Below are 22,210 nucleotides of genomic sequence, written 5' to 3' on the forward strand. Positions count from 1 at the left end.
CGGAGTGAATGAATGAACCTTGCCGCCACCATGGCCGGAATGGCCGAGCGCCTGCCGATCCCCGACGCGCTGACCCGCCGCGGCATCGCCGGGCTGGTCGGCCGGACCGACCGCAAGCTCGCCTCGATGACGGAAGATGCCGAACGCGCCTTCGCGCGCGACATGGCGCGCCTGCCGATCGCCCTGCACACCGATGCGGCGAACGCCCAGCACTACGAGGTGCCGGCGGCGTTTTTCGGTCATGTGCTCGGACCGCGGCGGAAATATTCGAGCTGCTTCTTCCGCTCTCCGGCCGATACGCTGGAGACGGCGGAAGTCGAGGCGCTGGAGCAGACCTGCGACCATGCCGGCCTCGCCGACGGGCAGTGCATCCTCGAGCTTGGCTGCGGCTGGGGCTCGCTCAGCCTGTTCATGGCGGAACGCTACCCCGCCGCCGCCATCACCGCGGTATCCAACTCCGCCTCGCAGCGCGCGCATATCGAGGCGGAGGCCGCGCGGCTTGGCCTGGCCAATCTGCGCGTCGTCACCGCCGACATGAACGCATTCACCCCCGAGCGGACATTCGACCGGGTGGTTTCGGTCGAGATGTTCGAGCACATGTCCAACTGGCAGAGCCTGCTCGGGCGCGTCCGCCAGTGGCTCGCCCCCGGCGGCGCGCTGTTCCTGCACGTATTCTCGCACCGCACCGGCCCCTACCGCTTCGATCACGACGATCCGGCGGACTGGATCGCCCGGCATTTCTTCACCGGCGGCATCATGCCGAGCCACGGGCTGATCGGCCAGTTTTCCGACCTGTTCGCGCTGGAGGCCGACTGGCGCTGGAACGGCATGCATTACGCCCGCACCGCGCGCCTCTGGCTGGAGAATTACGACCGCAATGCCGGCCCGATCGGCGAGATTCTGAGTCGCGTCTATGGCGCCGAGGCCGCGGTGTGGAAGCGGCGCTGGCGGCTGTTCTTCCTTGCCACCGAAGGCTTGTTCGGCCATGCCGGCGGCGAATCCTGGGGGGTCAGCCACTACCGGCTGCGTCCGGCCTGATGCGTGCCGCCGCCCGCGCCCTTGCCGGCTTCGTCGCGCATGAGGACGGGCTGACCGCGACCTGCAACACCGTCGCCCTCGTGCTGGCGGGCAACACGCCGTTCTATCCGCTCTATCTCTGGGCCGTGCTCGGGCGGAATGCCGGCCCGTTCGTGCTGCTGACTCTGGCCTCGCTGCCGTTCTGGCTCGCCGTGCCGCTGCTCGCCCGGCGCAGCGGCTATGCCGCGCGCGCCCTGCTCTGCACGGTGGCGACGCTGAACACCGCATGGTGCAACCATGTGCTCGGCTTCTCCTCCGGGGTGGCGCTGTTCCTGATCCCCTGCGTGATGCTGGCGACACTCGGCTTTCACCAATCCGAACGGCGGACGATGTTCGCCCTCGCCGCGCTGCCCTTCCTTGCCTATGCCGCGCTGCGCCTCGCACCGATGCCGCCGATCGCGACCTACCCGGCGTCCGTTGCCGCCTCGCTCGCGACGCTGAATGGCTTCAGCGTTGCCTGCCTGACATTTTTCCTCGGAATCGCCTTCGCAGCCGTCCGCCCCTCGGCGCCGGCGGCGCGGGGCTGAGCCGGGCCGACCGCCTGGCCTCTTGCCTTCGCCGCGCCGCGCCGCTAGAGACATGCCGACCGGGTGCGTAGCTCAGCGGGAGAGCATCGCCTTCACACGGCGGGGGTCACAGGTTCAATCCCTGTCGCACCCACCAGATTTTCCAAACAAATCTATGATTTAGAGGATGGTCTGGCCCGGTCCAATCAATTTTCCTGATTTTGCGCCCCGATTTTTCCTGCTTAATCGCAGCTACAAGCTGCTATGGCGGCGAGACGGCTCTGATGTCTCAGTGATTTGAACGCGAGGGCAACCCGATCGGCTTGCATGGCAGGGTTGGACATTCCGGATGAGCCGGGAAGCCGCAGCATGAGCGCGGAGTGTTGAGGCAGAGATTGGGAAAAGCTCTTTGTTGATCAGCGGCAGGCTAGCAGACCACATTCGGCGTGTTTCTCGTCCGAGATCAGCGGGACCTCTCAACAGAATTCAACAGAGCTTAGCGCCAGTCGGGCGATAAGCCCCGAAGGCGGCGGTCAACGGTGGCCGGTCGCTCGTCTTGCCACTCTCGACCTAACGGGCTGCTGCAAGAGGTCTGTGAGAGGAACGCCGTCCTAGGTAGGTTCGGCCTGGTGAGGCATTTTCCACTCGGGTGCGGTTCGAGTGCTTTCTTCCGGCTCAGGTACCGAGCGGTTTCGGCAGCCTTGGCAGATTGCAGGCCACCATCGCCAAAGTGAAGCGGGCCCGCACGTGCTTGATGCCGCATACATGGTCTGCGCCATGCCGCCGACTGTCTTGGTCCAGCCGAAGGGGTCCTCGATCTTCGTCCGGCGTCACTGCGATTTCGCTAGCCCGGGTGCCGGGTGGTTCTGCCATCGATGGCGGAGCGCCGAGACTTCCGGGCGGCATGCGGCGTGACCACCATCTGGCGCAGATCAGCAGTGAAGTCGGCGCTGTCGTAGCCGCTGTCAGCCGGCCGCGTCAGGCGCCGGGTCGATCCGGACGAATGCCTGTGAAGCATCTGCTGTGCGGCCCGACATGCGGCGTGGCCACCGCCCTGCGTCAGGTCGGCCTGCACGATCAGGCTGGAGCGGTTCTCCATCAGGCTATGCCCCAATGAAGCACAGCATGGCCCCTGCGCCGGGTGACGTCTTGAACAGGCGGGCGTCGGGATCGATCGTCGAAGCACGGGTCGCGCTGGAGTGTCGTTCGCCGCGGAAATCGGCTTCGGCATTGCCCGACTTCAACAGTGGAACCCGGAACGATACGATAACGGCACGATAGAGGATTGGGAGATAACGGTTTTTTCGGAGCCGTTTGAAGATCTTTTAAAAACGTAGTGCCACGTATCGCGCGATTGTGTGTTGATCTTGCTTGCATCGGCTCCGTAGCGTGGTGTCCGGAGTCGGGGTCATGTTCTTCCGCATCAAACCATCAGGTGGCCGTCGCTACCTGCAGATCGTCGAGAACAAGCGGGTCGATGGCAAGGTCCGCCAGGTTGTGCGGCTGACCATCGGCCGGATGGACGAACTCGAAGCAAGCGGCCAGCTCGCGAGGCTCCTGGCCTCCGGCGCCCGCCATTGCGAGCAGATGATGCTGCTCTCCGCCATGGAGAATGAGGCGACCACGCTGAGCATGCGCCGGTTCGGCGCGCCATTGCTGTTCGGCCGACTGTGGCAGGAGAGCGGGATCGCTGCTGTGTTCGAGGAGCTGCTGGCCGGGCGGCAGTTCGAGTTCCCGGTCGAGCGCGCGGTGTTCGCCACCGTGCTCCACCGGATTATGGTCTCGGGCTCGGATCGCGCCTGCGACAAATGGCTCGACGATTACGACATTCCCAGCACCGAGGAGCTCGGCCTGCATCACCTCTACCGCGCCATGGCCTGGCTTGGCGAGGAGTTGCCGGAGGCAGAGCAGGCGGATGCCACGCCCTTTGCGCCACGGACGGTGAAGGATCTGGTGGAAGAGCGGCTCTTCGCTCGGCGGCATGATCTGTTCACCGATCTCTCGGTCGTATTCATGGACACCACCTCGCTGTATTTCGAAGGTGCCGGCGGCGAGACGCTGGGCGCGTGGGGCCACTCCAAGGATTACCGCCCACAGCTCGCGCAGATGATCCTGGGCGTGGTGATCGATCAGGACGGAAGGCCTATCTGCACCGAGATGTGGCCGGGCAACACCGCCGATGTCTCGGTGCTGGTGCCGGTGATCGACCGCCTGCGGTCGCGCTTCGGCATCACCCGGGTCTGCGTTGTCGCCGATCGCGGCATGATCAGCGCCGCGACGATCGCCGCGCTGGAGGAGCGCGGGCTGGAATACGTCCTCGGCGCAAGGGAACGCACCGACCGCATCGTCCGCGAGGTGGTGCTGGCCGATGAGCGCCCCTACATCCCGCTCTGCCTCGAGCGCGCAAGTGGCGACGAGACACAGCTCTTCATCAAGGAGGTCAAGGTCGCGGGCAAGCGCTATATCGTCTGCCGCAACGAGGCGGTGGCCATCGAAGAGGCCGAGACCAGGCGCCAGGTGGTCGCCGCCCTCGATCGTCAGCTGAAGCGAGGCGACAAGGCGCTGATCGGCAACTCCGCCTATCGCCGCTTCCTGCGCCCGGTCAGTGACGCAAAGCCCGGCCGCAAGAGCAAGCTGTTCGAGATCGACGCCGGCAAGCTCGCCGAGGAAGCCCGCTTCGACGGCGTCTTCGTGCTGCGCTCCAATGCCAGGATCTCGCCGCTGCAGGCGGTGCTCCGCTACCGGGACCTGCAGAATGTCGAACGGCTGTTCCGTGTGGCGAAGGCGACGATGCGCACCCGGCCAATCTACCATTCCTCCGACGCCGCCATCCGCGGCCATGTGTTCTGTTCTTTTCTCGCGCTGATCCTGCACCAGGCGCTCGACGAAAAACTCCGCCGGGCCGGCAAGCGCGTCGAATGGGCCGATCTCCTTCGTGATCTCGACAGACTGCAGCACGGCGAAATCAGTCAGAACGGCAAGCGCTGGCAGCTGCGCACCGAAGCCGGCGTTGCGGCGGCCACAGCCTTCAAAGCCGCCCGCATCGCCCTGCCGCCCCGTCTGCAGACCCCCCAGCAAGCCGTAACCTGATCCGGCTGCGCATTCCGCCCTGTAGTGCCACAGCTCCGGCGCACGCCAGATTTCACACGCCTTTTCAATTGCTTAGGAAAACCCGCTGTTTAACTGGGGCATTGCGGTTGCGGCGTGGGGCGGGTCATCGGTCGCAGCGGATGCCGCGCCGGGATGCGCTCCTCAAGATCGACGTAGATCAACAGCGATCACGTCACCTCGTCCGATCGGCGCATTGCCACCTCCGTCCTCGCAGTGGCGTTGGTGCATCATGTTCTGCAGCCGGCCTCGAGGCGGGGACTCTTCAGCGCCTTGTTAAGGGGAACGGCTGAACTTGTATGGGCGCAGTAGGGATGATTGTATGGGAATTGTGGAAATGAATCAGTATAAACTGATCGATTTCAGTGATTTGGTCGAACCGTTTAGATGCGGATGCCATATGCGATAAATCTGGGTACTGGGCGTTATTGTTGTCATTGCATTCGCAAATCTCGGATTTTGATGCATTACTTCATGACAGGTCAGCAAAAAATCCCACCTTGGCATGATTGCTGAAAAATCCAGCAATGAGATGGGTGATCGCTGAGATCAGTTCGCCCACGTAGGTGTTGGCAAGCTGCGAAAGCCTGGCTTCGCGAAAAGATAGCCTTGCATGAGCGTAATCCCGAGATCGTTCAACGCCGAGCATTCGCCAAGCGTTTCGATGCCTTCGGCAACGACGGTGATCCCCATTTCCCGGCACATCGCAGCGCAATGGCTGACGATGCTCCTGCGCCTCTTGTCTGACTCGATGCCGCGGATCAGTTCCATATCGAGCTTCACCAGATCCGGGCGGAATTTGGCGAGTAGATTGAGATTGGAATATCCCGACCCAAAATCATCAATCGCCGTGCGGAAGCCCATAGCTGCGTATTCCGCCACGATATCGGCCAAATGATCGGGCGCGCTCAACAATTCTCCCTCGTTAATCTCGAAGATAAGCTTTCTGGTTGGAAATCTGGTCCGGGCGGCAGCTTGCAGAGTCGTGCGAATGCACGCTCGGGGCTCATAGACTGCATTGGGCAGAAAATTGATCGAGAGATCGCAAGAACTATCGCCGAGCCCAAGAGCGGCGGCGGTTTCAATCGCCGTCACTCGACATGCTTGGTCAAAAGCATAGAGTTCCGACTGGCCGATGGTTTCCAATATACTCCCAGCCGACTCTCCGGCGGGGCCGCGCACCAAAGCCTCATAGGCAAACACTGATCGTGCCGCGACATCGATGATTGGCTGAAATGCCATGGCGAGCGGCCTGTCGAATTGCCCCTGTCGACAGCCTGCACATGAGCTTGTGTCTCTGAGGCGCGCTTTTATCAGCCCCATTATCGCGTCGCCATTATTGATACATCCTCAAGTAGATGCTTTCGAGAGATACAAATTAAGCATCCAAAAGAATGCAACCAATTATTTAACGATCGCCTAAAATATATATCACCGTTTCTCGACGTCGCTGATGGTTCAGTCAATCGTGCGGGCAAGGCATGCGTCGCATCGTCAATGAGCAGTCTCGGGCCAGCGTTTCGCCGTCCCTTGACGCCGACGGCGCCATCACCTTATCAATATGATAATTCGACAATTCCGGAAATGACGATGAACGGACCGCCGGCAATCGACGCATCCTGGACCGTCGCGGCGCTTGCCGCTCTGGCGCACGAGCACCGTCTCGCCGCCTATCGCTTCCTGGTCGAGGCAGGACCGGCTGGCCTGCCGGCGGGCGAGATCGCCGAGCGGCTCGGCCTCGCGGCGTCATCCCTCACATTCCATATCCAGGCCCTGACCCGCGCCGGGCTGATCACCCAGCGGCGCGCCAGCCGCCATGTGATATACGCTGCCGATTTCACCGCCATGAACGGCTTGGTCGCCTATCTCGTGCGCAATTGCTGCGGCCACGCGGCCGCCCCCGCGCCGGCCTGTGAACCGGGGCGGTCCGCAACAAAACAAGGATCAGACACATGACCGTCACGATCTACCACAACCCTGCCTGCGGCACGTCGCGCAACGTCCTCGGCCTGATCCGCAATGCGGGGCTCGAGCCGGTGGTGATCGAATATCTGAAAACCCCGCCCTCGCGCGAGGAGTTGCGCGGCCTGATCGCGCGGATGGGCGTGCCCGTTCGCGCCGTGCTACGCGAGAAGGGCACGCCCTATGCCGAGCTCGGTCTCGATGATGAAACGCTGACCGACAATGCACTGCTCGACGCGATGATGGCCCACCCGATCCTCATCAACCGGCCGATCGTCGTCACCGAGCGCGCCGTCCGCCTCTGCCGCCCCTCCGAAACCGTGCTCGACATCCTGCCCACTCCCCAGCAGGGCGCCTTCACCAAGGAAGACGGGCAGCAGGTGGTCGACGACGCCGGCCGCCGCCTGCCCTGACCCACCCGCCCGTCACCCGGAAGACCCTCCATGCTCGCCTTCGCGATCTTCATCGCCACACTCGCGCTCGTCATCTGGCAGCCTCGCGGCCTCGGCATTGGCTGGAGCGCGATGGCCGGGGCGGCGGTCGATCTCGCCCTCGGCATCGTCCACTGGCGGAATATCCCCACCGTCTGGCACATCGTCTGGAACGCGACCTTCACCTTCGTCGCGCTGATCGTCGTTTCGCTGCTGCTGGACGAGGCCGGTTTCTTCCGTTGGGCGGCGCTGCATGTCGCGCGCTGGGGCCGTGGGCGCGGGCGCCTGCTACTGCCGCTGGTTGTGCTGTTCGGCTTCGCGATCGCCGCGGTCTTCGCCAATGACGGCGCCGCACTGCTGCTGACGCCGATCGTCATGGCCATTCTCGCCAGCCTCGAATTTCCCCCCGCCGCGGCGCTCGCCTTCATCATCGCCACAGGCTTCGTCGCCGACACGACGAGCCTGCCGCTGGTCATCTCCAACCTCGTCAACATCGTCAGCGCCAATTTCTTCGGCATCGGCTTCACTCGCTACGCCCTGGTGATGGTACCGGTCGATCTCGTCGCCCTCGCGGCGACCCTCGGCGTGCTGATGCTGCGCTACGGCACCGTCGCCAGCCGGCATTATGATGTGGATGACCTCGAAGCCCCAGCGCACGCAATCCGCGACCATGTCGTCTTCCGCGCTGCCTGGCCGGTGCTCGCCCTCCTGTTCGTGGCCTATTTCGTCACCGCGCCGCTCGGCGTTCCGGTTTCCTATGTGACAATCGCCGGCGCGATCGCGATGCTGGCCCTCGCCGCGCGCTGGCCTGGCGGCGGCGGCGGCGGCGTGATCGATATCGGGCGTGTGCTGCGCGGCGCGCCGTGGCAAGTGGTGATCTTCAGCCTCGGCATGTATCTGGTCGTCTACGGGCTGCGCAACGCCGGGCTGACTGACCAGCTCGCCTCACTGCTGCGGATCTTCGCCGCGCATGGCATCTGGGTTGCGTCGCTCGGCACCGGCATTCTCGCCGCCCTACTTTCCTCAGTGATGAACAACATGCCGAGCGTGCTGGTCGGCGCGCTGGCGATCTCCCATGTCCATCCCCCCACCGCCATCCGCGATGCGATGGTCTATGCAAATGTCATCGGCTGCGATCTCGGCCCCAAGCTCACCCCGATCGGCAGCCTGGCGACGCTGCTCTGGCTGCACGTACTCGCCGGCAAGGGCGTGCGGATCGGCTGGGGGCAATACATGCGTGTCGGCCTGCTGATTACCCCGCCGGTACTGCTGGTCACGCTCGCCGCGCTTGCGCTCTGGCTTCCCATGCTAGGATCCTCCGGCCACGGATGAGGACGCCCCTTCCCCTTCGATTACCGCGCGCCTGCCGGCAGCCAGGCGAACCTCGATATGACTCGCGCAGATCACCGATTCCGACCAGCAAACGCAGCCGAAATAATAGGTCAGACGTCGTTTCTCGATGTAGGAACACAACGCCATGATGGCTTTCCACAGGTGGCACAAACGTGTGTCACATGTGTGGGGCGATATTAAGTGACATCAGCACATTCAATGAGTTGTGAAGCGTGGCGTCCCCGGCGGGACGGGAAGACGTGGCGATCTGAGCTTTAAGAATGCTGCGACATCAGGGGCATACGGGCGTTAACCTGTGTGGGCATGTCTGTATGGTTGTTGTGTTATGGCACCGATTATAGACAACTGCTGGCTTCCCTTCATTGTCGTTATTACTGCGTTCATCATGTGGCTCCAGCGGCGAGACGGGGCGGCTCGGTCAGGCTAGAGCCAGCCTGTCCGTGCGGCGATTGCTATCGAACTTCCCTTCCGCATGGTGGCGAGTTTTCGTCTGCTGACACTCGGCCGCTTCAAAATCGTCTCCTTCGGCGGATATGAGGCCTTGGGCTTCGCAACCAAAATCCTGACGCCTCGCACCGAGGCCACACTGCCGCCAGCCCAGCGGGCGGCAGCAGCCGAGATACGAGCGCGGAAAGCGGCTCTTATCTGCCCCCGCGCCGCCTCCGCGTGAAGTGGATATCCTGCTCGGCCTGACGGCCGCCTACACAATCGGCACGGCCACACTCATCTGATTCATCGTGTTTCCGTCGCAATACTATATCGATGGCACTGGCCTGCTCATTAGCGCGTAGCCGCTTTATGCCGTCTTCACCCGCCTAGGAGCCTTCGCGGGCGAGTAAGGCTGACGTGATCTCTGAAACGCGTCGATGGTCTACATCCGCGCTGCTTTCGCAGGATTGCAGGAGATCGTGCCGATCTTCAACGGAAGAGTGAAGCTGCGCCGGTACAGCCACCAGACAGGGCCGAGTTTCACATGCCAGCGCCGCTCGAATCGGCGGATGGCGCAGACATTCAGGCGCTCACGCCGCGCCAGCGTCGCCAGCGCCCTCGCGTGCAGATAGGCGGCTGTCTCCCGCGCCACGGCTGATGGCGACGGCGGTTGCGCGGGTGGGCCGAAAATCTCGACACTGCCGACCCTCGCGTCGAGATGCCACCCCGCGCCATTCACAAGGCTTAGGATAGCGCCGGGATTCCGGATCTGGCTTGTTTCGACCAGAATATCCGCAACATCGTAGCGTGCGAGAAAGACGCCGAACTCGCGTCTAGGGATCTTCCCGTATTCGCCATTGTATAGCGGCATGATCAGTGGCCATTCGCTGAACGGCCTCGCTATTCCACCGCCCAGATAGCCCTCGGCGGCCATGCGAAACCGCATGCCGGCGGCATATTGCTCTCCGATATGATTGCCCTGGAACGGTAGGATCAGCACCGTGCGTCCCCGCAACGCGGCGTGATCGGCGCTGGCAGTGAATATTCGCGGCAGTTTGACATCGCTCCAGTGCCCGACGACTGCGGGATTGGGTATGCAGAAGGCCAGCGCGCCGGCGACCAGCGCATATCGCAGCGGCGCGATCGGCCCTGCAACCGGTTTTGCAAGCCACGCCGCCACCGCCAGCGCCACCATCAGATCGGCATAGATCATGAAGCGTTGCGGCAGCATGTCATGAACTATCGGCATCCATGACACGAGCTGCCATGGCGCGGGAAACACGCCGTGCCCTGCGACGTGGATGACCGGCCCTAGCGACAGAACGGCGGCGCCCAGGGCCATCGTCAGCGGCAGGCGGATTTCGGGATCGTCGGTGGTCAGGTAAATGCCGGCGAGCAACAGGATGAGCGGGAGCCCGAGATATCCGGCCTCCTCGCTGAAATTGCTCCTGAATGTGCCGGCGATGCCGCGTGCCATGTGACCGAAGGGTAGCGTTACGGGTGTCGGGATAATGAAATTCAGCAGATCCGTGGACGAAGCCGATGGCGCGGCGATGCTTGTGCTGCCGCCGCCCCCGCCGAACAGCATCTCGATCAGCAACGGCGACGCTAGGGCGCCGCCAACGAGAAGCCCGCCGAGGAGCCCGGGGGCCAGTCGCCGCAAGGCGGCACGGGCCTCGGGTTGCTGCCTGTAGATCAAGCCGAGACTGAGGGCTGCCATGAGCACGGCGCTGGCGGCGATTTCCTGCGAAACGCAGAGCTGAAAGGCAAGCAGAACGCCGATCGCCAGAGCGAGGCCGGCGGATGGCCATCGCAGTCGCAGCGAGCGAAGCGATGCCCACAGGAGTAGCGGCACGGCTATCGTGAAGTTGAGATTGAGGTGGCCGAGAGACTGGCCCATTTCATAGCTGGAAAAGCCGAATATGAGCCCGGCTACGAGGGCGGGGATCGTGCGGCCGGTAAGTTCGCGGGCCGCCCAGAACATCCCCATGCCGGCAAGCCCTGGCGCGAGCCGCATCAGCCAGTTGTAGGTCGATAAGGCGCCGAACATGGCCGTGAACGGTGCCGCGATGAACCCAAGTGCTGGGATCGACGTCCGCCAGGCCAGATTCATGCCGGCCGGCGCTGCGACGTAGCGGGTATGGAACAGTGAGAGGTGGTGCGCCCAGGCGAACGGCCACCAGTTCAGGAACCAGATGAACCCCTGCGGGTCTTCGCCGTAACCAATATAGGTGAACCCTGCCCCAGATGATGCTGAGCCGAACAGGGACACGCTGATTACTATTAGAAGCGCGGCCGCCAGCCAGGCTCCTGTAACTCTGAGGTGGCGCAAGGCTCGACGATCCTGTCTAGAAGGTGTGGTGTGGTCGACCGGTGACACGCTCGCTCGAACCTGTCGATCCGGAGGCTAGGTCGACGTCGTCATGGGGGCTGTTCGAAGTCATGGCAATATCTTTTTGGCGGCACCGCGCGCTGGCCAATACGGACAGTTGACGTCGATCCATCAGCGCAAGAGGCAAATGAACATAACGAGGCGTCTCCGCTGGAAGTGAAGGCGCGGCGGTCTGAAGCCAAGGAATACTGCGCACGCAATCATATCTGCGTGTTGACCTGCGTGGACAGTGCTGTATGGACATTGCGGAATGGCATCGACCACTGACAAGCGTTGGTTACTCCTTCGTCATAGGACTTGGTGGGTGGTTCTTGATGTTCCGCGCAAGCTCCGTAGGCAGCTTGGCAAGTCGCGCTTCGCCGCCAGCCTCAAGACCCATGATCTCGCTGTGAACTTCCACTCGCTGCGGCACTGGTTCATCACGAAGGCACGGCGGAACGCTGACCAAGCGGTTGTCGCCCGCATTGTCGGCCACGCTCAGCAGACCATCACCGACCATGTTTACAACCACGGCCCGGGCGATGACGTCGAGCGGCGCTGTGTCGAGGCTGTGCGTCTCCCCGAGTAGCCCGGCGGCGGCCTCAGAGGCCCGCTCAGCGGCTCTAGCGTCTCACCGCAAAACCACACCACCGCAGAGCTACACCGGCCTCAGCGAGCTTATACGGCCTCGCATGAACTTGTGTGGCACTGCGCTGCCCCGGGCGGCGGCGGACGACAACCCATGACCTGCCGCCAGCTCATCCAGCCGCGTCACGACCGCTGGAAGCTCACGACAAAGCCGCGCCGATGCGGCCCCTGCGCTCACTTTCCCATTAAAGTCCTCCTACAGAAGAAGCCGCCGCCAAGTATACCCTAAGCATACTCTAGAAGACTACTGAAAGACTGCTGCTAGACCTCCCAAAGCCTACCTCATGACCCCTGCATGATTACCTTAGGGCCATATTTACCGTAGATCATACCCCATTGATATTGCACTGAGACCTGTGAGACTACTTGAAGACCCTGCTAGCCCGGATTTCTCACGCGGGTATCTGACGAGACGGCCGGCGCCGATGATATTGGCAGTCGACGGCGTCTGAAGCGGCTATGCGAGCGATCTCGGCGTGGCGCGGGCGAGCGTGGCCTACGCCGGGTTTGGTGGCGTGATTTCTGGGGATGGCGGCTTGCGATGTCTGGGTCGTGTCAGGCGCCGGCGTTTCCGAGCAAGGCGTGGGCGATGCTGAATTCGTATTGCCAGGGATGGGCTGAAGCCATTGCGATGCGGATGCGCCGGACACTGCATGTTACCTGGGCACCGATCTTGAGCAGCTTCAGGCGGATCGTGCCACATGTGGCCTGGGCGAACTGGGTGTGGACCAGGCCGATCCGGCGCAGTGCGCAGAGCAGGACATAGGCCATCGAGGCGAACCAGAGGCGCAGCTGATTGGCGCGCATGGTGGCGGCCGAGGTGCGGTCGGCGAACAGGTCGAGCTGGCACTCCTTGATCCGGTTCTCCATCTCGCCACGGGCGCAGTAGATCGCCTCGTAGAGATATTGGCCGGCGACCTCCGCGGGCTTGAGCGAGGTGACGATGAAGCGGGGATTGGCCTCGCCCTGGGTCCATTCCGCCTTGCCGATCACACGCCGGGGACGATCCCAGCTCTCCAGCGTCTGCCAGATGAAGTCGCGGAACCGGCGGGCCGGCCTGCCGGTCGCGGTGCTCTCGGCCTCGGCAGCGGCGAGTTCAGCGCCGATTTCCGCGACCAGGCGCGGGTTACGCGCGAGGCCGAAGACGTAGTCGACGCGGTTGGCCTCGCACCAGCTCATCAGGGTGTCGCGGCAGAAGCCGGAATCCCCGCGGAGCAAAATCCGCACGCGCGGCCAGCGCCGGCGGATCTGGCGGACGATCCGCGCGATCTCCTCGACGGCGCCGGCGGCAGCGTCGATGTTCGATCGCCGCAGTTTGGCCGCCAGCAGGTGCCGGCCGCAGAAGACGTAGAGCGGCAGATAGCAGAAGCAGTCGTAATAGCCGTGGAAGAACCGCCCCTCCTGGTGGCCGTGCAGGGGATCGTCGGTGGCGTCGAGATCGAGTGTGATCTGCGCCGGCGGCTTGCGATGGGCGTCGAGGAACAGATCGACGAACAGCGCCTCGATGGCCGCCGGGTCATGGCTGATCCGGTGATACCGCGTGGCATCAGCGCGGCTCAGCTCCAGCCGGTTCAGCGTCGACTTGCCGGCCAGCGGTGCGCAGCCCGCACGCCGTGCCGCGAGCTTGCCGGCGAGGACGGCGAGCACCGGGTCATGGCGTAGTTGGTCATGATCGATCAGGTCCTCATAGCCGAGCGCGATGCCAACCACGCGCTGCAGCAGGAGTGTGCGCACGTCGTGCTCAATGTGATCGGGGGAGCGCCGGTCGGTGAAACAGGCGGCGAAGCGCTCGGTCAGCCGGATCGCCCGATCGGTCGCACCGAGCAGCAGCGCGCCGGCATCCGAGGTGATCGCACCGCCATCGAAACCGGCGACCACGACGCGACCGGAAACCTCTCCAAATTCAAACTTTTCCGCACTACACTCTGTCGGCATCGGGGCGCTCCTCTGCTTCGCGAAATTCCTTTGTTGCAGAAGAACTTTCGCCGATTCAGAGCCCCGATGCACCTAACCCCGTGAGAAATCCGGGCTAGGGTCTGTGCATGCCCCTTCAAGCCTACTCAGCGCCCTGCCCATAGCCCAGCCTCAGCCCGTGCGTGTCTGCTAGGCATCCCGCAGGGCCTCACGCCTTGTCCGGTGAACACGCTCCAGCGCTTCCAGCAGCGTTGCCGCGACCACGCAACCACCCGCGCCGCCGTTGTCGCCCGCATCGAATACGCCCCAGCTACCATCGTCGTGCAATTCTATCAGCCAGCGCTCGGGAACGTAGTCGTCGTCGAGGGACTGCGAAGGGACGTCGAGGACTGCGAGGTAGTCGAAACCATCGCCGCTCTGTCGCGTCATGGGCAGCCCAAGCCCGTTGGCCAGCTCAAAAGCTCGCCGCCGGATCAGCTCCGGCATCAGCACCGCATCCGCCGCTCCTGATTTTTTGTCTTCAATCACCTCTACCGTATACGACATATTTCCTGTCCTATCTCGTCGTTGTCTGTGCTGCCGTCACGACGCCGCCTAGTGCGCTGCTCGTCTCTCAATGACCCGCTTGACGCTCATGGCGGCCCAGCGACCGCCTCGTGCCGTCCTGATCTGTCGTTCGTTGAGCTGCTCCGCAATGGCCCCAAGGCTCAGCCCCTGCGCTTGCATGGCCTCGATAGTCGGCCCAACGCGCTCCGCGAACGCATCAGCGCGCCGCATCGCGGCGGCTGTGCCAAGCCGGTTGTCGACATTCGGGCCGCCCCGGTAGCCGCCTAGCACGGTCCCGCGAGCCTTTGCCGCTGCCAGCGCTGCCTTGGTGCGCGCTGAGATCATCCGCCGCTCCTCATCCGCCACCACAGCCATGATGCCGATGGTCAGGCGGTTCGCGTGTGGCATGTCGACTGCTACGAACTCGACACCCGCCTTCTCCAGTCCCAACAGGAAACCCGCATCTCGGCTGAGCCGGTCGAGCTTGGCTATCAGGAGCCGCGCCCCGGTCAACCGGCATGCCTGAAAGGCCGCAGCCAGTTGCGGCCTGTCGGCATTCTTGCCGCTCTCGACCTCGACGAACTCGTCCAGCAGCTCACGAGCTGCTGCGCTGAGGTAGCCCGCGATGGCACTGCGCTGCGCCTCCAGCCCAAGGCCGCTTTGCCCCTGCCGCGCCGTTGAAACCCTCAGATACGCTACGAACCGCTCGACCATTGCCACCCTCACAAATCACTCAACCGACGTTGCCTGACTTGTGACACGCCCAGCGCGGCTTGACCCGAGTCATTCGGGAATCGCCGGGATTCCCAAAGTGCATGACTCAGCCCCGCGTCTGGCACGCTTCGTGACGCGCACGACCATGACGACAACCATGCACCACGACGACACAGCGCGCTCATCGCGGCAATGTCGTTCACGTCATTCGATTTCGATTTAAACAGCGCCATTTGATTCGTGCGGTTGTGTCGCAGATTTCGCGATGATTCACGTTTTGATTCGCGACGACGAACGCGGCACCACCGGGTGTCATTGTTGGTCACTTCGCAAACACTGCTAAAGGTTGTTGCTGTTGTTTATCCCTGTGCGTCCCCGCGTTCAGCGGGATGCGCCGCCGGATTTCCTGACCCCCGGGGTGTCCTGCGGCCACGCTGGAAAGCCCCCCACCGTGATCGAGAACCGCATGCCGACCCCGGGTAGCCCGGCGGCGGCCTCAGAGGCCCGCTGAGCGGCCTCAGCGTCTCCCCGCACAAAACAGCACCACTGGAGGGCTACACCGGCTCCAGCGAGTTTATACGTCGTCGCGTCAACTTGTGCGGCGCTGCACCGCGTCGAGACTGCGCGACCGCCCGCCCGGCGGCGGCCTCAGAGGCCCGCTGAGCGGCCCCAGCGTCTCCTCGCACCGGCCTCAATGAGCGCATGCTCCACCGCGTCCCCGTATCAGCCTCTGCCCGGCTTGCCCGGCGCATCCCCACGACCGCCCGCCGACCCCGAAGCGTTCCGGCCAGCATGCCGCACCGGTGCGCGGTGACGACGCCGGAAACCTGTATGGGCAGCTGTGTGGCCGCTTGTATGGGCATTTCGGAAACGGATCGAAATATATCTCATTATTTCAATCGTTTAGTCGCATCGTGAAAAAGGTATGTCCCCGGCGGGATTCGAACCCACGGCCCCAGGATTAGGAATCCTGTGCTCTATCCGGCTGAGCTACGGAGACAACCTGTTCTTATATAGTTCAAACCGGCTACAACGTCACGCCGCGTCGCTCACCGGTTGGTTGAGGCGGTATCCACCGCCCTCGGTGATCAGCAGTCGGGCATGGGCTGGCTCGGGCTCGATCTTCTGGCGCAGCCGGTAGACATGCGTCTCCAGGGTATGAGTGGTGACAGCGGCGTTGTAGCCCCACACCTCGTTCAGCAGGACCTGTCTGCCAACCGATTTCCCGCCCGCGCGGTAGAGGAATTTCAGGATTGCAGCCTCCTTGTCGGTCAGGCGAATCCGTCTGTTCTGTGACGGTTCGTGCAGCAACTTCATCGCGGGGCGGAATGTGTACGGCCCGATCTGGAGGACTGCGTCCTCGCTGCTTTCAAAGTTGCGGAGATGAGCGCGCAGCCGGGCCATCAGCTCAGCGAGGCGGAAAGGCTTGGCGACATAGTCGTTCGCCCCTGAATCGAGCCCTCGCACCACATCCTGCTCAGCCGCGGACCCGGTCAGCATGATGATCGGAACCTTGATTCCCTCCTCACGCAACCGTGCGCAGAAGCTGCGCCCGTCGCCGTCGGGCAGGCTTACGTCAAGGATGATGGCATCAAACCGTTGCTCGGCCGAAGCAATCATTCGTTCGGCTTCAACAATCGAGCCGGCCTCGCTCGGCGCGAACTCGTCTTCAGCCCGCAATTGCTCGCAGAGCGTCGAACGCAATGCCAGATCATCATCGACGACCAGGATCGGGTGAACGTTCGCCATGTATCCCATTTCCTCGAATTCTCCGTTCCAAGCCCGGCACTGCTGCCGCACCAGGGAGTTTGCCGCTCTTTCCTATAGTTCAAAAGGTCCGATTCGCAGACCTTTCATTATAAATCTTCCATGATCTCGCTCACATGCGCGTGAAAACGCCGCAATCTTCGTGCAATGTCGGAAAATGGCCGGCGATATGGCGCAACAGACGGGTTCCATCTTATATCTGTACGACCATGAACTCATTGCCAGTCCAGGGTCAGAAGAGCACGAACGCCGACGCGTCCGGAACCTTGCCACCGCTTGATCCGGTGCGCACCCGCGCGGTGCATAGGGCCGTCGGCGACGCGCGGCGGGGCGTGCCGGTCGTGCTGGCCGGGCAGCATCCGCTGATCGTCGTCCCGGCCGAGACAGTGGGTGCCGAAGGGCTCCACCTCATCGACCGCCTGGGAAGTTCCGGCGCCATGCTGTTGCTGGCCCCGTCGCGGGCGGCCGCCGTGTTGCAGGAACCGCTTGATGAGACTCTCCCGGCGATTGCGCTCGGCCTGACCCGCCCGCTGATCGATGTCGCCACACTCCGCCGCCTTGCGGATCCAACCCTTGAGCAGATCATGCCAGGCTTCCGCCGTGTTGCGCCGCCACCGCTGGCCGAGGCGGCGCTGGCGCTGGGCAAGCAGGCGCGGCTGTTGCCGGCGATGATCACGGCGCCGGTCCGTCCGGGCTGGGCGTCGCTGCCTCTTGGTGGCGGCCTGCTGGCGGTGCCTGCCGCCGACCTGCTGGCTTACAATCGGAATGTCGCGGCAACCCTTCACCGCGTGGCGGAAGTCGCGGTGCCGCTGGACGACGCGCCGGACGCCCGACTCGTGGCGTTTCGCGCACTCGATCAGGGTATCGAGCACATGGCGATCCTGGTCGGCGACCCGTCGGCGCAGGCCGCGCCGCTGGTGAGGATCCATTCCGAATGTTTCACCGGCGATCTGCTGGGCTCGCTGCGCTGCGACTGCGGCCCCCAGCTCAAGGGGGCCATTCGTCGCATGGCGCAGGAAGGCGGCGGTGTCGTCCTCTATCTCGCGCAAGAGGGGCGCGGAATCGGGCTGATCAACAAGTTGCGCGCTTACACGTTGCAGGATCGCGGTCTCGATACCGTCGATGCCAACCGGGCGCTTGGCTGGGGGGCGGACGAACGCAACTTCCACATCGCTGCCGCGATGCTGGCGGCATTGGGGCTCGACCACATCCGCCTGCTGACGAACAATCCCGAAAAGACGGCCGGCCTCGCCGCGTGTGGCGTGGATGTCGTCGAGCGGGTGCCGCATGTGATCGCGCCGAACGGCGTCAATGACCTTTATCTTGCGACCAAGGCCCGCCGGTTCGGCCACCTGCTGGACTAGATGCGCCAGTGACGTCGACAGGCAACGCGCCGACGGCGCTATTACGCGAAGGGGGGCCGATTACGCTGGCGGCCGCCGGGCTGACATTCCGCGTCGCCATCGGCAAAGGGGGCGTCTCTGACAGGAAGCGCGAAGGAGACGGCACGACGCCAGCCGGCCTCCTCGTGCTCCGGCGCGTGCTGTACCGCGCCGATCGGATCTCACCGCCGGCGTGCGCGGTGCCGCGCGAGCCCCTGTCTCCCGACGATGGCTGGTGCGACGACCCCCAGCATCCTGACTACAACCGGATGGTCCGCCTGCCGCATGAGGGCCGGCATGAACGTCTCTGGCGCGCCGACGCCGTCTACGATCTGGTCGGCGTGCTCGGCTGGAACGACAACCCGGTGGTCCGCGGTTCTGGGTCGGCGATCTTCCTGCATGTGGCGCGCCCGGATTATGCGCCGACCGATGGTTGCATCGCTCTCGCCCTGCCCGACCTTCTGGCGTTGCTGAAGGCCGGGCTTGAGGCGATCATGGTTCAGTGACCGAGAGGGATGTTTACCCCGAAGGAGACGCTGGGCGGGCCGACGTAGACCGGCGGCGGGGCATAGTAGACGGGCGGCGGCGGATAATACGCCGGCGGAGGCGCATAGCCGTAGACATAGCCGCGGTGCCAGCCTCCATCGTCATCGTCATGGCGCCATCCGTGATGCCAGCCATGGTGCTCCCAGTGATCGTGTCCCCAGGGTGGGTCGGCGAAGGCGGTTGCCCCCGTTGCCACTAGGCCAATTCCGGCGGCGAGCAGGACCGAGGCAACCCGGCCGATTCGGCCTGTCGCTTTTCTGCTGCGTTCCGACATCTTCAAATCTCCTGCATTCGTCGTTGGTCCGATACAGACGACCCCATGATGGCATCGAAAGGGCGGCTTTCGGTGCGAATTGTGGCTTACAAAAGTTTCACCCGGCGTCCGCATGCCAAAAGCACTTGCGAAACCCCCCATGGGCCGGGCATGCAGGGGCGTGACACATCCGAAGACGTTTTCCGAAGCATGGAGCCAGCCGTGAAACGGCGCTTGAGAGCGTTGGTGCTGCCCGTTCTCTTCCTCGTGGTGACGGCGTATTTCGTTTTCAATGCCATCAATGGTTCGCGCGGGATCATCGCCCAGCGCCACGACCAAGCCGTTCTTGTGAAGGACCGGCAGTCATTGACCGATGTGACGGCCCGGCGCGACCGCTGGCAGGCCCGGGTCGATGCCCTGCATCATCACGCTATCGCGCCGGACATGCTCAACGAACAGGCGCGAGCCGTGCTCAATCTTGCTGATCCCGACGATCTCGCCGTGCCGCTCCATCCGGCCCCGGCCCCGGCGTCGTCCGCGCCTGCGGCACCAACGCCTGCGGCGCCGGGCCGTCCCCACTCCTGAAGCCGCGTCTGGAGCAAGGCGGGTTTCCCGAGATTCCGGCGAATCCTGGCACGAAATAGGGCTTTCGTCGTGCTGATCAGGGCCTTAACCAATTTTTGGTTAACATGAATATTGCATTGCACCATCATTGTTTTTTTGTTTTCCCGCTTGCGTCGTGCCCCCGTTCCGACGCATTGGAAAGAGATCAACCGACGGAGGGGGATCATCGTGGCCAGCCGTACAAGATCGACGGGCGGGAAAGCCCAGCCAGCCTCACGCAAGCGCAGCAGCCAGAAACAGCAATCCATGGACAGGGACGAGCTTCTGGCCGCCTACGAAAAGATGCTGCTGATCCGCCGTTTCGAGGAAAAGGCCGGCCAGCTCTACGGCATGGGGCTGATCGGCGGGTTCTGCCATCTCTATATCGGGCAGGAAGCGGTGGTGACCGGCATGCAGCTGGCGATCGAGCCGGGCGACCAGGTCATCACCTCCTATCGCGATCACGGCCACATGATCGCCTGCGACATGGACCCGAAAGGCGTCATGGCCGAGCTGACCGGCCGGGCCGGCGGCTATTCCAAGGGCAAGGGCGGCTCGATGCACATGTTCTCGAAGGAGAAGGGCTTCTTCGGCGGGCACGGCATCGTCGGCGCGCAGGTCTCGCTCGGCACCGGCCTTGCGTTCGCCAATCACTATCGCGGCAATGACCGCGTCTGCCTGACTTATTTCGGCGAGGGCGCCTCGAACCAGGGCCAGGTGTTCGAGAGCTTCAACCTCGCGGCGCTGATGAAGCTGCCGGTGATCTTCATCATCGAGAACAACCGCTATGGCATGGGCACCAGCGTCGAGCGCGCGTCGGCCTCGCGCGATCTCAGCCTGAACGGCGCGCCCTGGAGCATTCCGGGCCTGCAGGTGGACGGGATGGACGTTCAGGCCGTCAAGGAAGCGGGCGAGCAGGCGGTCGCGCATTGCCGGGCGGGGAACGGGCCGTTCCTGCTGGAGATGAAGACCTATCGCTATCGCGGCCACTCGATGTCCGACCCCGCGAAATACCGCACCCGCGAGGAGGTGCAGAAGATGCGGACCGAGCACGATTGCATCGATCTCGCCCGCAAGGCGCTGGAGGCGATGGGGGTGAGCGACGAGATGTTCAAGGCGATCGACGACGACATCAAGAAGCGGGTGCAGGACGCGGCCGATTTCGCGCAGCAGAGCCCCGAACCCGATGAATCCGAACTCTGGACCGATGTGCTGGTGGAGGGCTGAGCATGACCACGGACGTTCTGATGCCCGCGCTCTCGCCGACGATGACCGAGGGCAAGCTGGCCAAATGGCTCAAGAAGGTCGGCGACCGGGTCAAGGCCGGCGATGTTCTCGCCGAGATCGAGACCGACAAGGCGACGATGGAGGTCGAGGCGGTCGACGAGGGCGAGCTGCTGCGAATCCTGGTCGATGAGGGGACTGAAAACGTCGCGGTGAACACGCCGATCGCGGTGCTCGGCGCGCATGGCGAAAAGGCAGAGTCCCCTTCCGCCGCCGCGCCGGCGCCGCAGGCTACGCCCGCGCCCGCGCCCGCGCCCGCGCCCGCGCACCAGCCCGCTGCCGCGCCGAAGGCGCCGCCTGCCGAGGTGGCGCCGGCCGCCGAGAACGATTGGGGCCCGACGCAGGAAATCACCGTCCGCGAGGCGCTGCGCGATGCGATGGCCGCCGAGATGCGGCGCGATGCCGACGTGTTCCTGATGGGCGAGGAGGTTGCCCAGTATCAGGGCGCGTACAAGATCAGCCAGGGCCTGCTCGACGAGTTCGGCGCGAAGCGGGTGATCGACACGCCGATCACCGAGCACGGTTTCACCGGCATGGCGGTGGGGGCGGCGATGTCCGGCCTCAAGCCGATCGTCGAGTTCATGACGTTCAACTTCGCCATGCAGGCGATCGACCAGATCATCAATTCGGCGGCGAAGACGCTCTACATGTCCGGCGGGCAGATGGGCTGCCCCATCGTCTTCCGCGGGCCGAACGGCGCTGCCGCCCGCGTCGCGGCCCAGCACAGCCAGTGCTACGCCTCGTGGTATGCGCATTGCCCGGGCCTCAAGGTGGTCGCCCCGTGGTCGGCGGCGGATGCGAAGGGCTTGCTGCGCGCGGCGATCCGCGACCCGAACCCGGTCATCTTCCTCGAGAACGAGATTCTCTACGGCCACAAGCACCAATGCCCGACCGACGATGACTTCATCCTGCCGATCGGCAAGGCCAAGGTCGAGCGCGCGGGCGAGGATGTCACCATCGTTGCTTTCTCGCTGATGGTCGATGTCGCGCTGAAGGCCGCCGAGGCGCTGGACCAGCAGGGGATTTCGGCGGAGGTGATCAACCTGCGCACGATCCGCCCGCTCGACATCGAGACCATCGTGAATTCGGTGAAGAAGACCAACCGCGTCGTCTCGGTCGAGGAGGGCTGGCCCTTTGCCGGCATCGGTGCCGAGATCGCGATGCAGATCACCGAACATGCGTTCGACTGGCTGGACGCGCCGCCGACCCGCGTCGCCGGGCTCGACGTGCCGATGCCCTATGCCGCCAATCTGGAAAAGCTCGCGCTGCCCCAGCCGGACTGGGTCGTCGGCGCCGTCAAGAAACTGTTCTGAGGG

General features: G+C 63.9%; 19 protein-coding genes, 2 tRNA genes and 1 pseudogene. 13 read left to right on the forward strand and 9 right to left on the reverse strand.

Features of this window, described 5'->3' with window-relative positions:
• Positions 1–12: 12 nt before the first annotated feature.
• From ACMV_RS15595 to ACMV_RS15605, 3 genes are all read left to right on the forward strand, one after another.
• Positions 13–1,038 carry an SAM-dependent methyltransferase gene (locus tag ACMV_RS15595; protein WP_013641039.1) on the forward strand — a complete coding sequence of 342 codons (1,026 nt, stop codon included), beginning with the start codon at positions 13–15 and terminating at the stop codon, positions 1,036–1,038.
• Positions 1,038–1,604, forward strand: coding sequence for a hypothetical protein (locus tag ACMV_RS15600; RefSeq protein WP_013641040.1), 567 nt, complete (start codon positions 1,038–1,040; stop codon positions 1,602–1,604). Before ACMV_RS15595 ends, ACMV_RS15600 begins: the two co-directional genes overlap by 1 nt.
• 61 nt (positions 1,605–1,665) lie before the next feature.
• Positions 1,666–1,740, forward strand: a tRNA-Val gene (locus ACMV_RS15605).
• 518 nt (positions 1,741–2,258) lie between these two features.
• Here the strand turns inward: ACMV_RS15605 and ACMV_RS20045 are convergent.
• Positions 2,259–2,818: pseudogene (locus ACMV_RS20045) on the reverse strand (transposase); the annotation flags it as partial.
• 175 nt (positions 2,819–2,993) lie between these two features.
• Between ACMV_RS20045 and ACMV_RS15615 the strand changes: the two are divergent.
• Complete coding sequence (locus tag ACMV_RS15615; protein WP_013635043.1) at positions 2,994–4,673, forward strand: IS1634 family transposase; 1,680 nt, start codon at positions 2,994–2,996, stop codon at positions 4,671–4,673.
• Positions 4,674–5,240: 567 nt separating this feature from the next.
• On the opposite strand, the gene ACMV_RS15620 is transcribed toward ACMV_RS15615, so the two are convergent.
• Positions 5,241–5,933: an EAL domain-containing protein gene (locus ACMV_RS15620; RefSeq protein WP_007422046.1), complete on the reverse strand. Its 693-nt coding sequence runs from the start codon at positions 5,931–5,933 to the stop codon at positions 5,241–5,243.
• 348 nt (positions 5,934–6,281) lie between these two features.
• Between ACMV_RS15620 and ACMV_RS15625 the strand changes: the two genes are divergently transcribed.
• Genes ACMV_RS15625 through ACMV_RS15635 form a run of 3 tightly spaced genes read left to right on the forward strand, consistent with a single transcriptional unit; the run spans position 6,282 to position 8,416 of the window.
• The gene (locus ACMV_RS15625) at positions 6,282–6,647 is read left to right on the forward strand and encodes an ArsR/SmtB family transcription factor (RefSeq protein ID WP_456236363.1); all 366 of its coding nucleotides are present in this window, start codon (positions 6,282–6,284) and stop codon (positions 6,645–6,647) included.
• Entirely contained in the window at positions 6,644–7,066 is a 423-nt protein-coding gene (arsC, locus tag ACMV_RS15630; protein ID WP_007422048.1) for an arsenate reductase (glutaredoxin), read from the forward strand. The genes ACMV_RS15625 and arsC overlap by 4 nt, the downstream gene beginning before the upstream one ends.
• Positions 7,067–7,096: 30 nt before the next feature.
• Positions 7,097–8,416 (forward strand): arsenic transporter, encoded by a 1,320-nt coding sequence (locus ACMV_RS15635; protein WP_013641042.1) that lies wholly within the window; start codon positions 7,097–7,099, stop codon positions 8,414–8,416.
• A gap of 892 nt (positions 8,417–9,308) precedes the next feature.
• Here the strand turns inward: ACMV_RS15635 and ACMV_RS15640 are convergent.
• The gene (locus ACMV_RS15640) at positions 9,309–11,246 is read right to left on the reverse strand and encodes a hypothetical protein (protein WP_148360970.1); all 1,938 of its coding nucleotides are present in this window, start codon (positions 11,244–11,246) and stop codon (positions 9,309–9,311) included.
• Between the two features lie 262 nt (positions 11,247–11,508).
• Between ACMV_RS15640 and ACMV_RS15645 the strand changes: the two genes are divergently transcribed.
• Positions 11,509–11,826 carry a DUF6538 domain-containing protein gene (locus tag ACMV_RS15645; RefSeq protein WP_041665148.1) on the forward strand — a complete coding sequence of 106 codons (318 nt, stop codon included), beginning with the start codon at positions 11,509–11,511 and terminating at the stop codon, positions 11,824–11,826.
• A gap of 614 nt (positions 11,827–12,440) precedes the next feature.
• On the opposite strand, the gene ACMV_RS15650 is transcribed toward ACMV_RS15645, so the two are convergent.
• The 5 genes from ACMV_RS15650 to ACMV_RS15670 all read right to left on the reverse strand — a co-directional run bounded on the left by ACMV_RS15650 (position 12,441) and on the right by ACMV_RS15670 (position 16,817).
• Positions 12,441–13,820 carry an IS1380 family transposase gene (locus tag ACMV_RS15650; protein WP_013641045.1) on the reverse strand — a complete coding sequence of 460 codons (1,380 nt, stop codon included), beginning with the start codon at positions 13,818–13,820 and terminating at the stop codon, positions 12,441–12,443.
• A gap of 168 nt (positions 13,821–13,988) precedes the next feature.
• A complete protein-coding gene (locus ACMV_RS15655) occupies positions 13,989–14,345 on the reverse strand; it encodes a hypothetical protein (protein WP_013641046.1) in 357 nt (118 codons plus the stop codon).
• Positions 14,346–14,393: 48 nt separating this feature from the next.
• Positions 14,394–15,059 carry a recombinase family protein gene (locus ACMV_RS15660; RefSeq protein WP_013641047.1) on the reverse strand — a complete coding sequence of 222 codons (666 nt, stop codon included), beginning with the start codon at positions 15,057–15,059 and terminating at the stop codon, positions 14,394–14,396.
• Between the two features lie 926 nt (positions 15,060–15,985).
• A tRNA-Arg gene (locus tag ACMV_RS15665) sits at positions 15,986–16,059 on the reverse strand.
• 35 nt (positions 16,060–16,094) lie between these two features.
• Positions 16,095–16,817: a response regulator transcription factor gene (locus ACMV_RS15670; protein ID WP_012040332.1), complete on the reverse strand. Its 723-nt coding sequence runs from the start codon at positions 16,815–16,817 to the stop codon at positions 16,095–16,097.
• 308 nt (positions 16,818–17,125) lie between these two features.
• Here ACMV_RS15670 and ribA point away from each other — a divergent pair, with 308 nt between their 5' ends.
• Positions 17,126–18,190: a GTP cyclohydrolase II gene (gene ribA, locus ACMV_RS15675; RefSeq protein ID WP_231844436.1), complete on the forward strand. Its 1,065-nt coding sequence runs from the start codon at positions 17,126–17,128 to the stop codon at positions 18,188–18,190.
• 8 nt (positions 18,191–18,198) lie between these two features.
• The gene (locus ACMV_RS15680; RefSeq protein ID WP_013641048.1) at positions 18,199–18,714 is read left to right on the forward strand and encodes a L,D-transpeptidase family protein; all 516 of its coding nucleotides are present in this window, start codon (positions 18,199–18,201) and stop codon (positions 18,712–18,714) included.
• Here ACMV_RS15680 and ACMV_RS15685 read toward each other — a convergent pair.
• Positions 18,708–19,028: a hypothetical protein gene (locus ACMV_RS15685; RefSeq protein WP_231844437.1), complete on the reverse strand. Its 321-nt coding sequence runs from the start codon at positions 19,026–19,028 to the stop codon at positions 18,708–18,710. The genes ACMV_RS15680 and ACMV_RS15685 overlap by 7 nt on opposite strands.
• A gap of 201 nt (positions 19,029–19,229) precedes the next feature.
• Here ACMV_RS15685 and ACMV_RS15690 point away from each other — a divergent pair, with 201 nt between their 5' ends.
• The 3 genes from ACMV_RS15690 to ACMV_RS15700 all read left to right on the forward strand — a co-directional run bounded on the left by ACMV_RS15690 (position 19,230) and on the right by ACMV_RS15700 (position 22,207).
• Entirely contained in the window at positions 19,230–19,592 is a 363-nt protein-coding gene (locus ACMV_RS15690) for an FtsB family cell division protein (protein ID WP_012040336.1), read from the forward strand.
• Positions 19,593–19,877: 285 nt separating this feature from the next.
• Entirely contained in the window at positions 19,878–20,837 is a 960-nt protein-coding gene (gene pdhA / locus ACMV_RS15695; protein ID WP_007422058.1) for a pyruvate dehydrogenase (acetyl-transferring) E1 component subunit alpha, read from the forward strand.
• 2 nt (positions 20,838–20,839) lie between these two features.
• Complete coding sequence (locus ACMV_RS15700) at positions 20,840–22,207, forward strand: pyruvate dehydrogenase complex E1 component subunit beta (RefSeq protein ID WP_013641051.1); 1,368 nt, start codon at positions 20,840–20,842, stop codon at positions 22,205–22,207.
• The last annotated feature ends 3 nt before the right edge of the window (positions 22,208–22,210 follow it).

Source organism: Acidiphilium multivorum AIU301 (assembly GCF_000202835.1).
Classification (GTDB): Bacteria; Pseudomonadota; Alphaproteobacteria; order Acetobacterales; family Acetobacteraceae; genus Acidiphilium; species Acidiphilium multivorum.

Bases quoted from the DNA above. Each gene is read 5' to 3' on its own strand.
- ACMV_RS15595 (WP_013641039.1), top strand. From the start codon at position 13: ATGAACCTTGCCGCCACCATGGCCGGAATGGCCGAGCGCCTGCCGATC.
- ACMV_RS15600 (WP_013641040.1), top strand. From the start codon at position 1,038: ATGCGTGCCGCCGCCCGCGCCCTTGCCGGCTTCGTCGCGCATGAGGAC.
- ACMV_RS15615 (WP_013635043.1), top strand. From the start codon at position 2,994: ATGTTCTTCCGCATCAAACCATCAGGTGGCCGTCGCTACCTGCAGATC.
- ACMV_RS15620 (WP_007422046.1), bottom strand. From the start codon at position 5,933: ATGGCATTTCAGCCAATCATCGATGTCGCGGCACGATCAGTGTTTGCC.
- ACMV_RS15625 (WP_456236363.1), top strand. From the start codon at position 6,282: ATGAACGGACCGCCGGCAATCGACGCATCCTGGACCGTCGCGGCGCTT.
- arsC (WP_007422048.1), top strand. From the start codon at position 6,644: ATGACCGTCACGATCTACCACAACCCTGCCTGCGGCACGTCGCGCAAC.
- ACMV_RS15635 (WP_013641042.1), top strand. From the start codon at position 7,097: ATGCTCGCCTTCGCGATCTTCATCGCCACACTCGCGCTCGTCATCTGG.
- ACMV_RS15645 (WP_041665148.1), top strand. From the start codon at position 11,509: ATGGCATCGACCACTGACAAGCGTTGGTTACTCCTTCGTCATAGGACT.
- ACMV_RS15650 (WP_013641045.1), bottom strand. From the start codon at position 13,820: ATGCCGACAGAGTGTAGTGCGGAAAAGTTTGAATTTGGAGAGGTTTCC.
- ACMV_RS15655 (WP_013641046.1), bottom strand. From the start codon at position 14,345: ATGTCGTATACGGTAGAGGTGATTGAAGACAAAAAATCAGGAGCGGCG.
- ACMV_RS15660 (WP_013641047.1), bottom strand. From the start codon at position 15,059: ATGGTCGAGCGGTTCGTAGCGTATCTGAGGGTTTCAACGGCGCGGCAG.
- ACMV_RS15670 (WP_012040332.1), bottom strand. From the start codon at position 16,817: ATGGGATACATGGCGAACGTTCACCCGATCCTGGTCGTCGATGATGAT.
- ACMV_RS15685 (WP_231844437.1), bottom strand. From the start codon at position 19,028: ATGTCGGAACGCAGCAGAAAAGCGACAGGCCGAATCGGCCGGGTTGCC.
- pdhA (WP_007422058.1), top strand. From the start codon at position 19,878: ATGGACAGGGACGAGCTTCTGGCCGCCTACGAAAAGATGCTGCTGATC.
- ACMV_RS15700 (WP_013641051.1), top strand. From the start codon at position 20,840: ATGACCACGGACGTTCTGATGCCCGCGCTCTCGCCGACGATGACCGAG.